The organism is Celeribacter baekdonensis B30 (assembly GCF_000299875.1).
Classification (GTDB): Bacteria; Pseudomonadota; Alphaproteobacteria; order Rhodobacterales; family Rhodobacteraceae; genus Celeribacter; species Celeribacter baekdonensis_A.
Window position 1 is genome coordinate 42,725 of sequence record NZ_AMRK01000001.1, and the last position, 12,831, is coordinate 55,555.

General features: G+C 59.4%; 10 protein-coding genes and 1 riboswitch. Of the genes, 6 read left to right on the plus strand and 4 right to left on the minus strand.

The genetic code is table 11. From position 1 onward, the window contains the following. Positions 1–6 precede the first annotated feature (6 nt). On the minus strand, positions 7–3,462 hold the full coding sequence (gene smc / locus B30_RS00260) for a chromosome segregation protein SMC (protein WP_009569953.1): 3,456 nt from the start codon (positions 3,460–3,462) through the stop codon (positions 7–9). Between the two features lie 199 nt (positions 3,463–3,661). Beyond that, a riboswitch (cobalamin riboswitch) is annotated at positions 3,662–3,884 on the plus strand. A gap of 35 nt (positions 3,885–3,919) precedes the next feature. On the opposite strand from smc, the gene B30_RS00265 reads away from it, so the two are divergent. Together B30_RS00265 and cobW are read left to right on the plus strand one after the other, a co-directional pair. After that, positions 3,920–4,594, plus strand: coding sequence for an energy-coupling factor ABC transporter permease (locus B30_RS00265; RefSeq protein WP_009569954.1), 675 nt, complete (start codon positions 3,920–3,922; stop codon positions 4,592–4,594). A 77-nt stretch (positions 4,595–4,671) separates the two neighbouring features. Further along, complete coding sequence (cobW, locus tag B30_RS00270; protein ID WP_009569955.1) at positions 4,672–5,721, plus strand: cobalamin biosynthesis protein CobW; 1,050 nt, start codon at positions 4,672–4,674, stop codon at positions 5,719–5,721. A gap of 19 nt (positions 5,722–5,740) precedes the next feature. Here the strand turns inward: cobW and B30_RS22290 are convergent, their stop codons facing one another. Then, positions 5,741–5,908, minus strand: coding sequence for a hypothetical protein (locus tag B30_RS22290; protein ID WP_009569956.1), 168 nt, complete (start codon positions 5,906–5,908; stop codon positions 5,741–5,743). Positions 5,909–5,977: 69 nt separating this feature from the next. Here B30_RS22290 and cobN point away from each other — a divergent pair, with 69 nt between their 5' ends. Both cobN and B30_RS00285 read left to right on the plus strand, forming a co-directional pair. Continuing rightward, positions 5,978–9,655, plus strand: coding sequence for a cobaltochelatase subunit CobN (gene cobN, locus B30_RS00280; RefSeq protein ID WP_009569957.1), 3,678 nt, complete (start codon positions 5,978–5,980; stop codon positions 9,653–9,655). After that, positions 9,652–10,131 carry a GNAT family N-acetyltransferase gene (locus B30_RS00285; RefSeq protein WP_009569958.1) on the plus strand — a complete coding sequence of 160 codons (480 nt, stop codon included), beginning with the start codon at positions 9,652–9,654 and terminating at the stop codon, positions 10,129–10,131. Before cobN ends, B30_RS00285 begins: the two co-directional genes overlap by 4 nt. Here the strand turns inward: B30_RS00285 and B30_RS00290 are convergent. Together B30_RS00290 and B30_RS00295 are read right to left on the minus strand one after the other, a co-directional pair. Next, positions 10,109–10,504, minus strand: coding sequence for a hypothetical protein (locus tag B30_RS00290; protein WP_009569959.1), 396 nt, complete (start codon positions 10,502–10,504; stop codon positions 10,109–10,111). The two genes, B30_RS00285 and B30_RS00290, sit on opposite strands and share 23 nt — an antisense overlap. A 53-nt stretch (positions 10,505–10,557) precedes the next feature. Continuing rightward, positions 10,558–11,406, minus strand: coding sequence for an MOSC domain-containing protein (locus B30_RS00295; RefSeq protein ID WP_009569960.1), 849 nt, complete (start codon positions 11,404–11,406; stop codon positions 10,558–10,560). A gap of 345 nt (positions 11,407–11,751) precedes the next feature. Here B30_RS00295 and B30_RS00300 point away from each other — a divergent pair, with 345 nt between their 5' ends. Both B30_RS00300 and B30_RS00305 read left to right on the plus strand, forming a co-directional pair. Next, positions 11,752–12,114, plus strand: a complete 363-nt coding sequence (locus B30_RS00300) for a CidA/LrgA family protein (protein WP_009569961.1) — start codon at positions 11,752–11,754, stop codon at positions 12,112–12,114. Next, positions 12,111–12,827 carry an LrgB family protein gene (locus B30_RS00305; RefSeq protein WP_009569962.1) on the plus strand — a complete coding sequence of 239 codons (717 nt, stop codon included), beginning with the start codon at positions 12,111–12,113 and terminating at the stop codon, positions 12,825–12,827. The genes B30_RS00300 and B30_RS00305 overlap by 4 nt, the downstream gene beginning before the upstream one ends. Positions 12,828–12,831 lie beyond the last annotated feature (4 nt).

Sequence of the window (12,831 nt, forward strand, 5' to 3'; positions counted from 1 at the left end):
TAAATATCAAGCGACCAAAGCTTCTGCCTTTTTCAAATCCACCGACACAAGCTGGCTCACACCCTGTTCTTGCATGGTCACACCAAACAGACGATCCATCCGCGCCATTGTGACGGCGTGGTGGGTGATGACCAAAAACCGCGTGTCGGTGCGTTGGGTCATCTCGTCCAACATATCGCAAAACCGCGTGACGTTCGCATCGTCCAAAGGCGCATCGACCTCGTCCAACACACAGATCGGGGCCGGGTTGGCCATGAACACCGCAAAGATCAGCGCGAGGGCCGTAAGCGTCTGTTCCCCACCTGACAGAAGCGACAAGGTCGACAATTTCTTACCCGGCGGCTGGCACATGATCTCCAGCCCGGCCTCCAGCGGATCGTCGCTTTCCACCATCATCAACTTGGCTTCCCCACCGCCAAACAGATGGGTGAACAACATCGAAAAATTCTCGTTCACCTGTTCAAACGCGGTCAAAAGACGTTCGCGGCCTTCGCGGTTCAGCGAGGCAATCCCCGCGCGCAGGGTCTTGATCGCCTCTTCTAAATCTTGCTTTTCACTCACCAAACTGTCGTGCTCTTCGCGCACCTCCAAAGCGTCCTCTTCGGCCCGCAGGTTCACCGCCCCAAGGCTTTCGCGCAGACGTTTGAGACGGTTCACATCGACCTCGATTGCCTCATGCGGCGGGATCGTGTCGGGATCGACGTCCAGCTCCTCAAGCAGCGCAACGGGTGTGCTGTCCAACTCCTCGCGGATGCGTTCGACCGCCGCATCAACCATCTCGCGCGCGGCATCCCGACGCGCCTCGGAGGCCGCGCGGATTTCTCGCGCTTCCGAGGCCACGCGTTCCGCATCGCGTTCGGTTGTCACCGCATCGCGCAGCGCGGTTTCGCCGGACGCCAGAGCATCAGAAGCCTGCTGCCGACGGCTCTCGGCCTCGGCAATTTGTTCCAAAAGCGCCTCGCGTTTCTCAGCGATGTCCTCGGGTTGCGCCGATGCCTCAAACAGTTCCTCCTCAGAGGTCTCCTTGCGCGCCTGAAGCTCCGCCACCCGTTTCCCCGCGGTTTCAAGACGGTGCCGCCAACCAGACAACTCCTTGGTCACCTCTTGCGAGCGCCGGGTGCGCGCCTCGCCTTCTCGGCGAATCTCGTCATGTGACGAGCGTTTCGTCATCATGGTGATCCGCGCCGCTTCAACCGCGAGTTTGACCTCTTCGATATCTGAGCGCGCCGCACTCAGGTCCGGCAATTCCGACACGGTCTTTTCCGCCTCGCGCAACCGGACCTCTGCGCCGCGCGCATCCTCTTCGTGGCGGGACACGGCCAGCCCGAGGTTCTCGACCTTGCCCTCGGCCAAGGTGCGGTCATTTTCGGCACGAGACAGCGCGCGTGCGGCTTCTGACAGGGCGCGATCAGCGGCCCGGCGGGCTTCACGGGCGGCGTGGTCGGCCTCGCTCAACCGTGTCAATTCCGCCTTCAAATGCTCATGCGCCTGCCGCGCACCTGCCGCCTTGGCTTCGGCCGCCACGAGGTCCTGTTTGAACCCTTCCAATCGGTTGAGCTGTTGCAGGCGCAGAGCCGCCGTTGAGGGTGCATCCTCGGCCCCGGCACGATAGCCGTCCCAACGCCACATATCGCCCTCGACCGACACCAACCGTTGCCCCGGCTCCAAATCGGCCTGAAGACGCGGACCATCTTCGGCGCGCACAAGCCCGATCTGCGACAAGCGCCGCGCCAAAACCGCAGGGGCGGTGACATAGTCACTCAGCGGCTCCACGCCGTAGGGCAGGTCTTGTTCGTCCGCATAGTCTGGCAAAGTGACCCAACCGGAGGCTTGATAGGCCTCAATCGCGGGTTGGCGCAAATCATCCGACAGGGCGGCACCCAGCGCCTTTTCATAGCCAGAAGTCACGCGAATCAGATCAAGCACCTGCGTCCCCGCAGTCTGATCACGATCGAGCATCCGCCCCAAAGCCAGAACTTCGGCCTTGAGGGCACCCACCTCGCCTTCCGCCTCGGACCGCGCCGCACGCGCCGAGGATTCACGGGTCTGCGCTTCGGTCCGCGCCTCATCCGCCTCAATCAACGCCGCCTCGGTGTATTCCGCCCGCTCGCTGGCCTCGGCTTGTGCCTCCTCAGCCGTAGCCAACGCATCCGCTGAACGAAACAGCGTCGATTTCGCGTCTTCAACAGCCGCTTTGGCCCGGTCCGCATCGCCACGCGCCCGTTCCAAGGTCTTGCGATTGTCCTCGACCAAACGGTTTGCGGATTGATGACGCGCGGCCAGCCGGGCGACATCTTCGGTCATTTCGGTCAGCGTGGTTTCACGATCCGCCAGGATTTGACTGGCCTCGGACGCCTCCGCACTCGATTGTGTCAGACGAGGACCATGCCCCTCGGAGGCCTTGATCAGTTCCTTTTGCTCCCATTCAAGCCGCGCAATGGTTTCAACCGCATCGCGGTTGAGTTGCTCTTCGCGGGCCATGTCGGCGACCAATTGATCAATCCGGCGGGCCAGAGTTTCGATCATATCGCGGGCGCGTTTTTCCTCATCGGCCAGTTGATCGCGCGACACGGTGAGCCGCTGCAATACGGCACTGGCGATAGCCTCTTCTTCGCGAAGCGGCGGCAGGGCCAACTCTCTGGATTCGCGCTGTTTTCCGGCATCACGCGCGAGGCGTTCGGCCTCAGACGCCTGTTTGAGACGGATGCGCAACACATCCTCGGCCTCAACGCGGGCGTGGTCGGCATCGCGCCACCGGCGATAGTACAAAAGCCCCTCGGCCTGACGCAACTCAATACCGATCTCACGATAGCGCGCCGCCTGTCGCGCCTGACGCGCCAGTGAGGCCAATTGCGCCGCAAGCTGTTCAATCACATCATCGACGCGGGCCAAATTGGTTTCCGCGCCTTTGAGCTTCAACTCGGCCTCATGGCGCCGCTGATAGAGGCCGGAAATCCCCGCCGCTTCCTCAAGGATGCGCCGTCGCGAGGTTGGTTTGGCGTTGATCAATTCGGAAATCTGACCCTGACGCACCAGCGCCGGAGAATGCGCGCCGGTGGAGGCATCGGCGAACAACATCGACACATCGCGCGCCCGCACGTCCTTGGTGTTGACCTTATAGGCGGACCCTGCGTCGCGGGTGATCCGGCGAATGATTTCAACCGTGTCGCTCTCATTAAATCCAGAGGGGGCGAGGCGATCCGAGTTGTCGATCATCAACATGACTTCGGCGAAATTGCGCGCCGGGCGAGAGGCCGCGCCGGCAAAAATCACGTCTTCCATCCCCGCCCCGCGCATCGCCTTGGGACGGGTTTCCCCCATGACCCAGCGCAGCGCCTCAAGCAGATTGGATTTGCCACAACCATTCGGCCCGACAACCCCCGTCAGCCCATCCGCGATCACAAGATCGGTGGGGTCAACAAAACTTTTAAAGCCGTTGAGACGCAGGCGGGTGAAACGCAAATGGGGCCTCGGAGTTGATTCCTTTGTGGATAAAACTGTTTGGGACTGCGACGGATGTGTCAACCGGGTGACACCGACATCTGGGCGAAACACCCAAGTTATCCACAAAATATTGCGGTTTGGTGCTCACCTTCTCTGCGCATAGCCATAGAAAGTCTATGCAGAAGGTTAAAGCACTTGACCCAACACAAGCCAATGCGCCAAATAGGGGCGTTATGGTTCCCCATCACGACGCCAAGCGTTTAGGGGAGAAATGGGAATGTGGTGCGCGAGACCCAAATCGGGGCGCAAAACCACAGCCGCCCCCGCGACTGTAAGCGGTGAGTGCCCGTCGACATGCCACTGGAACACCCTGTTCTGGGAAGGTGACGAAGGCGCTTTGACCCGCGAGCCAGGAAACCTGCCGTGACCTCATACCAACCCGCCGTCGGGGATGACGGCCTAGGAGGACTTGTCGATGCATATCGAACCCGGAATCGTCACTGGCGCAAAAATTGCGCTGTCTTATGCCACTGCCGCTGGTGCTGGCCTCTACACTCTCAAACAATCCATCACCGCATTGAGCGAAAAAGGCGTGGCCTCTTTTGCGGCCCGCGCAGCGCTCTCAACAGCGGCTGTATTTACCTTTTTCCAAGTGCTGCCGCATCACGCGGTTGGCGTGTCTGAGGTCCATTTGATCCTCGGCTCCACGCTGTTCTTGCTGTTCGGTGCGGCCCCTGCCGCGCTTGGTTTGGCCCTTGGCCTTTTGGCGCAGGGCCTGTTCTTTGCCCCCTTCGATCTGCCGCAATACGGCATGAATGTCACCACCCTGCTCGTACCGCTCTTTGGCATCAAAGCCGTCGCAGAGCGCATTATCGCACCGGGCACCGCCTATGCCGATATCAGCTACAAGCAAGCCCTCGCACTCTCAACCACCTATCAAGCCGGGATCGTGGCATGGGTTGGTTTCTGGGCATTTTACGGCCAAGGGGTCTCCGCCACCACACTGGCCTCCGTCGGCACATTCGGTGCGGCTTACATGACCGTCATCTTGATCGAACCGTTGGTGGATTTGGCCGTTTTGGCCGGGGCAAAAACGATCAAAGGTCTGGGTAACTCCGGCCTCGTGTCGCCGCGCACCTTGGCCGCCTGAGACCGCTCATTTCAATGATTTCGCGCCGGGGCTCGGGACATCCTGTGGCCCCGGCGTTTTCATAAAGGACATCTAAAATGGCTGCGAAAATTCCAGCAACGGTTGTGACCGGCTTTCTTGGCGCGGGCAAAACCACTCTCATTCGTCACATGTTGGCCAACGCGGGTGGCAAACGCATCGCTTTGATTATCAACGAATTTGGTGATCTGGGCGTCGACGGTGACATCCTCAAAGGCTGTGGCGACGAGACCTGCACCGAGGACGACATCATGGAGCTTTCGAATGGCTGCATCTGCTGCACGGTCGCGGAGGATTTCATCCCGACGATGCAAAAACTATTGGAACGGGACAATAAACCCGACCATATCGTGATTGAAACATCCGGCCTCGCCCTGCCGCAACCTTTGGTGCGCGCGTTCAATTGGCCGGAGATTTCGACCAAAGTCACCGTCGATGGTGTGATCACCGTGGTGGATGGCAAGGCGGTTGATGAGGGCCGGTTCGCCCATAATGTCGCCGCCGTTGATGCCCAGCGCAAACTCGACGAAAACCTAGATCACGAAACCCCGCTCTCTGAGCTGTTCGAAGATCAAATCGCCTGTGCCGATATGATCGTAGTGAACAAAGCCGACCTTTTGGGCGAAGATCACGCCGACGCTTTGGTTGCCAAACTCAAAGGCGAGGCACGCGGCGGTGTTCAGGTTGTGCGCGCAAGCATGGGCGTGTTGCCGATTGATGTTTTGCTGGGTCAGGGAATCGGATCAGAGGGCGATATGGACGCACGCGGCGAGGTGCATCATCATCACCACGATGATGAGGACGACGATCACCACCATCATGATCATGACGAGTTTGAAAGCTTTGTCGTCACGCGCGGCGAGATCAAAGACCCCAAGGCCTTTGCCCGTCAAATCGCCGAGGTGATCCGCGCCCATGACATCCTGCGCCTCAAGGGATTCGTGGCGGTCGAGGGCAAACCGATGCGCCTCACCGTTCAGGCCGTTGGCCCCCGCGTCGATCACTATTTCGACCAACCCTTTGGCACCGCGCCGCGGGATACGCGGCTGGTCGTCATTGGCGAAGCGGGCCTTGATCGCCTGTCAATCGAGACCGCGCTGAGTGCCTAAATGATAAGAGAAAAGCGGCTTACTTGTCGCTTTTCTTTGCCTCAGCCGCCGCTTTCATCCGGGCCAAAAGCTCCGCCTTGGGCGTCTTTGTCCCATAGGGGTTTTTCGATGTCCCCTTGGCGTTATGTTCATCATGCTTCGGTGCGTTCTTGCCACGTTTTGGGGCGCCCATTTTACCATAATCCATTGAGGGGTCTCCTGAGAGTTTCCCCGCTCATGACGCAAGACGCGCGGTAAGACAAGGAAAGAGAAAGCGATGCACCTGCTCGCGGCCACCCCCGGCTCCATTGATGATGGCAAAGACGCGGTCGATCTGGGGCAAACCCCCGCCGATCTGGTGGTGATTTCCGCCGCAGATACCGAGCTTGCCCTGCTCTCAGAGGCACGCAGTACAATGGCTGCGCCCCCCGCGATGCGCTTGGCTTCGATGTTACATCTGCGTCACCCGATGTCGGTCGACATGCATCTGGATGACTGCGCCACCAAATCCAAACTGGTGATTGCACGGGTGCTCGGCGGATCGGGTTATTGGAAATACGGCTTGGAGCAATATGCCGCGCGGCTCTATGAGGCGGGCGTGCCTTTCGTCGCCCTGCCCGGTGATGACAAACCGGATGCGGAATTGGCCGCCTTGTCGACGATCCCGACAGAGGATTACCACCAACTTTGGGCCTATCTGACCGAAGGTGGCGCGGAAAATGCGGTGGCGTTCTTGACCTACGCGCGTGCCTTGGTCGACGGTGGCGACAGGCCCGGCCCCGCCAGACCGCTGTTGCGGGCAGGACTCTATTGGCCTGGCAATGGGATAGCTGACCTAGATCAGATAAAATCGCAGTGGCAAGAGGGTGCGCCCGTGGTACCGCTGATCTTTTATCGTGCTCTGGTACAGGGAGCGGGGCTTGCGCCGATAAACCGCTTGGTGAAGTCGCTGTTGCGCCAGGGGTTGAACCCGATGCCGATCTTTGTCGCCTCACTGAAAGATCCAATTTCTGCCGCCACATTAGAAGCGCTGTTTTTAGATGCGCCACCGGATGTCATTCTCAATTGCACCGCGTTTGCCGTCGGCACTCCCGAGGGCGGCGGCCCGGACAATCCCCTCGCCGCCCCCTTTGCCAATCAGGCCCCGGTGTTCCAAGTCGTGCTTGCGGGCTCATCGCATGAGGCATGGGACGAGGGCACAACCGGTTTGTCGGCCCGCGACATTGCGATGAACGTCGCCCTGCCCGAAATTGATGGTCGCATTCTGTCGCGCGCCATCTCATTCAAAGGGGAGGCCTATTTTGACGCCGCCACCGAATGCACCATCGCCACCTATCATGCGGACGGATCGCGCATTGCTTTTGTTGCGGAACTGGCCGCCCGCTGGGCCCATCTGCGCCGCGCCGACAAGGCAGACCGCAAACTGGCGCTGATCCTCGCCAACTATCCAAATAAGGATGGGCGTTTGGCCAATGGTGTTGGCCTCGACACACCCGCCGCCACGGTGAACACCCTCAAAGCGCTCTCCAGTCAGGGCTACTCAGTCGAGGGCGTACCGGATGACAGCGATGCCTTGATGCAGGCGATTTTGTCAGGTCCAACCAATTGGCTGACAGATCGCTCCATACGTGAGGGCGGTGTGCGCTTGTCACTCGATGCGTATAAAAGCGCATATAATTCTATCCCTTACGAGGCCCGGCAAGAGATTGAAGCGCGTTGGGGTCCCCCCGAAGACGATCCGTTTGTGGGGCAAGATGGCTTTGCGCTTTCTGTGCTACGTTATGGCAACGCGGTCGTCGGAATCCAGCCCGCGCGCGGGTATAACATTGACCCGACCGAGACCTATCACGCCCCTGACCTTGTGCCGCCACACAATTATCTGGCCTTCTACTTTTGGCTCCGTTTTGAATTTGGCGCCGACGCGTTGGTCCATATGGGCAAACATGGCAATCTCGAATGGCTGCCCGGCAAGGCGCTTGCGCTCTCGGAGACCTGTTATCCCGAGGTCATCATGGGACCGATGCCGCATCTTTATCCGTTTATCGTCAACGATCCGGGCGAGGGCACACAGGCCAAACGCCGCGCCCAAGCGGTGATCTTGGATCACCTCACCCCGCCTTTGACCCGTGCCGAAACCTACGGCCCACTGCGTGATCTTGAGGCTCTGGTGGACGAGTATTTCGAAGCCGCGGGCGTCGATCCGCGCCGCATCGCCAGCCTACGAAAAGAAATTTTGAGCCTCTCCTCCGTAACCGGACTGGACCACGACGTCGGCATGACCGGACGCGATGAGGACGGCGATCTGGCGAAACTTGATGCCTACCTGTGTGAACTGAAAGAAGCGCAAATCCGCGATGGGTTGCACATCTTTGGCACCGCTCCCGAAGGCCGTTTGGCGCGGGATTTGGGTCTGGCTTTGGTGCGTGTGCCTCGGGGCAACGGCACGGGGGCTGATGCCTCCTTTGTGCGGGCTTTGGCTCTGGATTTGGGCCTTAACTTTGATCCGCTCGACTGTGACATGGCCGCACCATGGGAGGGGCCGAAACCCAATTGCCTGACTAAAGTCAGCAATTCAAATTGGCGCAGTCATGGCGACACCGTTGAGCGATTGGAGCTGTTGTGTGCAACCCTTTTAGATGAGCAAGCTGACGCCCCCGGCCCTGCCTCAGCTTTGGTGTTGGCGCATCTGCGCGATACCGTTTTGCCCACGGTGACGGCCTGTGGCCCCGCCGAGATGTCCGCGCTTTTAACCGGTCTTGACGGTCGGTTTATTCCCCCCGGCCCCTCAGGTGCCCCCACACGCGGGCGGTTGGATGTTCTGCCCACCGGGCGCAACTTTTTCTCTGTCGATGCCCGCGCCGTGCCAACACAGACCGCATGGCAACTCGGGTGGAAATCGGCCAATCTTTTGATTGAACGGCATTTGCAGGACCAAGGCGACTGGCCGCGCGCGATGTTGGTCACTGCTTGGGGCACCGCCAATATGCGCACGGGCGGAGACGACATTGCGCAGGCTTTGGCGCTGATGGGGGTCAAGCCGACATGGGATGCGATGTCGCGCCGCGTCACCGGGTTTGAAATCCTACCGGCTTCGGTTTTGGGCCGTCCGCGCGTGGATGTGACGCTCAGGGTTTCCGGCTTTTTCCGCGATGCCTTTCCGCAACTGATCGCGCTGGTCGATAGTGCTGCGCGCGCGGTTCAGGCCTTGGACGAATCTGATGCGGACAATCCCGCCGCAGCGCGGGCGCGCAGGGGCGCAAGCACGGCGCGGGTGTTTGGATCAAAACCCGGTGCTTACGGCGCAGGACTTCAGGCAATGATCGACGAGAGGATTTGGGACAACCGATCCGATCTGGCCGATGCCTATTTGGAATGGGGCGGCTATACCTATGGCGCGGGACAAGAGGGCGTGAAGGATCGCGCCGGATTTGCCGCACGCCTGTCCGAAGTCGAAGCCATCGTGCAAAACCAAGACAACCGCGAGCACGACCTGTTGGACAGTGACGATTACTACCAATTTGAGGGTGGTGCAGCGGCAGCGGTCGCGACATTACAGGGGCAAGATCGACCGATCTATCACAACGACCATTCCCGCCCCGAACGCCCGGTGATCCGCACATTGGACGAAGAAATCGGCCGGGTGATCCGCTCGCGCGTGGTCAATCCGAAATGGATCGACGGGGTCAAACGCCATGGCTACAAGGGCGCCTTTGAAATCGCCGCCACGGTCGATTACCTCTTTGCCTTTTCGGCCACGACCCATGCGGTCAAGGACCACCATTTCGATCACGTATACGGCGCCTTCATTGAGGATAACGTGACCCGCACATTTATTGCGGATCACAACGCGCCTGCGCTCAAAGAGATCGCAGAGCGGCTTTTGGAGGCCATAGAACGTGGGCTTTGGCAGCCTCGATCCAATTCAGCCCGCGCACTGTTGGAGGGACTCGCATGATCCCGGAACGGATTTTGGCACATGATCCCCGACTTCCGGAGGTTTTGCGGCTGATCCAAACGGAATTTGCCGATATGGATGGGCGGGTTGATCCCCCGTCCTCGATGCATCGCCTCACGTTGGGCTCGATTGCGCAAGAGGCCGAGATGCATGAAATCTGGGCCATGGGCTCGCCGCCCGTTGCCTGTGTGATCCTGACGCCAAAGCCCGGGCGGCTGTATATCGGCAAGCTTGCGGTGGCAAAGTCTCAGCGTGGACAGGGGCTTGCCCGTGATCTCATGCATCATGCCGAAGTGCGGGCTTTGGACTTGGGGTTTGCGGTTTTGGAGCTTCAGACGCGGGTGGAATTGGTCGAAAACCACGCCACCTTCCGCGCCTTGGGCTTTGAGGAGTGTGGGCGTACGGCACATGTCGGATATGATCGACCCACCTCGATCACGTTCCAAAAACGCCTCAGCGCCACCGCCAAGGTTTGATGTTACAGGTCCCCGCGACCCACTCTTTGGCCGCAGTCCCTGTGCTACACTCCAACTGCCCCTTGGACATGGCCTGATCCCCCACAAACGTTCCCTTTTTGAGGGCACAGCCCGTCACCAGAACCGCAGCTTCTTCCATTTCCAACAGAATTTGCAGGCGTGAAGGCGGCGGGAACACCATGTTCACCCGATGTACCTCGACACAATTTCGGGTCTCTTCGGTGTAGACGCGGTAGGTATTTCCGCCCAGTTCGACGGAGGAAAACCCTGCGCGGGAGTAGCCCAAGGCTGGGCTGTCGGCGACACATGCGGGGAAGATCAAAAACGGCAGAAGGGTGAGGACGTGTTTCATCCGCCCAGATTGGCCGGACATGGTTAACAGAGCGTTAAACGTCCCTATCAAACGCAATCACACAGCATAGAGAGCTAAAACGACTGCGTGTCGCCTCGTTTGGGGTCCAAAAGGTTCGAGGGGCCAGATTCCAGCACTTCAACCTCATCCCCAAGCACAATGCTGCCCGGCTCTTCGACCACAAGATTTTGACCAAAGATAATTTTTCCGGTCACTGCCCGGTGAATACGGCGCAGCGTTGCCAACGGTTCGTTGCGATGGGTCTGCTCGCCGGTGCTTGGGTCCTGCGTGACCATGACACACCGCTCACAGGGCTTGACCACACGGAAAATCGTCGACCCGATGCGGATCACTTTCCATGTGTCTTCGGACCACGGTTCAATATCGCCACCGACAACAACATTTGGGCGAAAACGGCGCATTTCGACGGGGGTTTCAAGCTCCGCATTGAGTTCGGCCAGCGAGGCTTGCGTGGTCAAAAGCACGGGAAACCCGTCAGACAGTGCCGTGAAATGATCACCCGGCGCATAGGCGCGATCCACGACACGCTGTGCCGTGTCAGGAAAATAGACCAGCCTCACTTCGCGTTCGAGCGCGGAGGAGAGGAAATGCGAAGCGTAGTTGCCAGCATCCTCAACCCCATCAATCCCGGTCGAAAACACTTTGACCTTACAGGGCGCGCCGGACGGAATCGGAATATCAAAACGGTCACTTTCAAAGGAGATCGAAATTCCATGTGGCGTGGTCACCGCGCTCAAATGCGCCAACCGTGGCAACTCCCGGCGGGTCGCAACCACGCCATTGGCATAAACCACAGCCCAGCGCCGGTCGCCTTCAACCCCCAAACCACGCACCTCAGCCGCGGCCATATCTGTGCCGCTGACGCTTTTGACAGGGTAGGTTGTGATGCGTGCAAGTTTCATTGGCTCCTCGGTCGCCGGTTCAAGATTGGCCCACTCATAAGTGATTCGTCCACGAAAGAGCAGTTGGCTCAAAAGACAGGCGCGCGCATGCTATTTGGCTGCGCCATGCGCCCCCGACTCAACTGTAAATCGCTCCCCTTAACCCTACGCCAATTTGGCTGCGCACAAAACGCTCCGCGACCAAAACCTGCGCAATTCGTATTCTCCGCCCTCCTAAAGTACACGTTCTTAGGGAGCGGCCTTTTTCTTGCGTCCGGCGTCTTGCATCCGGCCATCCCCGCTTGCAGCCCTTAGCCCGCGCTGCGATGATGCCCTTTGACGCGAAAGCAAAACAAAGGGCGCGACATGATCCTACATTTCGGACTGTTTTTGGGCTTTCAGCTTGTCGGAGAAACAATCGCACGGATTTTTGCATTGCGCTTACCCGGCCCAGTGATTGGCATGATCCTTTTGGCGGTTCTGCTTTTGACGCGCCCCAAAATCGGCACAGCCATTGAGAAAACCGCGACCGGATTTTTATCGCATCTGTCCTTGCTTTATGTGCCTGCGGGCGTCGGCATCGTGCAATATCTTGATCAAGTGTCTGAAATCGGCCTGCCTTTGGCCGTGGCTCTTGTCGGCTCGACTGTTCTGGCCATTGCTGCGGGTGCTCTGACATTCAAATACGTCAACCGCCTGCTGGGTGTCGCCGATGAGACGCCGCTATGACCGACATTCTCGACATTTGGAGCTATCTGGCCGAGGGGCAATTGCTTTGGCTCACGCTGACGCTTATGGCCTATTTGGTGGGTGATGGCTGTTTTCGCCTTGCCGGGCGCAAACCCTTTGTGAACCCGGTGTTGATCGCGATGATCCTGTTAACCGTGCTGTTGAAGGTCACCGGCACCTCGTATGCGATCTATTTTGAAGGCGCGCAATTCGTCCATTTCATGCTCGGCCCGGCCACCGTCGCCCTTGCCGTGCCGCTGTGGTCCAATTGGCAAAAGGTCAAAAACGCTGCCGTGCCGATGATCGCAGCCCTTCTCGTGGGAGCCTTTGTCGCCATGGGGTCGGCTGTGGCAATCGGCGCCGCCTGTGGGCTACGCGGCGATGTGCTTTTGTCGCTGGTGCCCAAATCCGCCACCTCCCCGGTCGCCATTGGCGTGGCCGAGGCCATCGGCGGCTTGCCAACCCTCACCGTCGCCTTGGTGCTGATCACTGGGGTGATCGGCGCGGTGGTGACAACACCTTTGCTCAACACCATCGGCGTACGCGACTACCGCGCGCGCGGGTTTGCCACAGGGGTAGCCGCCCATGGCATCGGCACCGCGCGGGCCTTTCAGGTCCACGGCACCGCAGGGGCGTTTGCCGGGATCGGCATGGTCCTAAACGCCATTCTCACAGCGCTTCTTGCGCCGCTTTTTGTCCAACTCTTTATGTAAATGG

Coding starts and splice junctions, on each gene's coding strand:
- cobW (WP_009569955.1), top strand. CDS start 4,672: ATGGCTGCGAAAATTCCAGCAACGGTTGTGACCGGCTTTCTTGGCGCG.
- cobN (WP_009569957.1), top strand. CDS start 5,978: ATGCACCTGCTCGCGGCCACCCCCGGCTCCATTGATGATGGCAAAGAC.
- B30_RS00290 (WP_009569959.1), bottom strand. CDS start 10,504: ATGTCCGGCCAATCTGGGCGGATGAAACACGTCCTCACCCTTCTGCCG.
- B30_RS22290 (WP_009569956.1), bottom strand. CDS start 5,908: ATGGATTATGGTAAAATGGGCGCCCCAAAACGTGGCAAGAACGCACCG.
- B30_RS00285 (WP_009569958.1), top strand. CDS start 9,652: ATGATCCCGGAACGGATTTTGGCACATGATCCCCGACTTCCGGAGGTT.
- B30_RS00300 (WP_009569961.1), top strand. CDS start 11,752: ATGATCCTACATTTCGGACTGTTTTTGGGCTTTCAGCTTGTCGGAGAA.
- B30_RS00305 (WP_009569962.1), top strand. CDS start 12,111: ATGACCGACATTCTCGACATTTGGAGCTATCTGGCCGAGGGGCAATTG.
- B30_RS00265 (WP_009569954.1), top strand. CDS start 3,920: ATGCATATCGAACCCGGAATCGTCACTGGCGCAAAAATTGCGCTGTCT.
- B30_RS00295 (WP_009569960.1), bottom strand. CDS start 11,406: ATGAAACTTGCACGCATCACAACCTACCCTGTCAAAAGCGTCAGCGGC.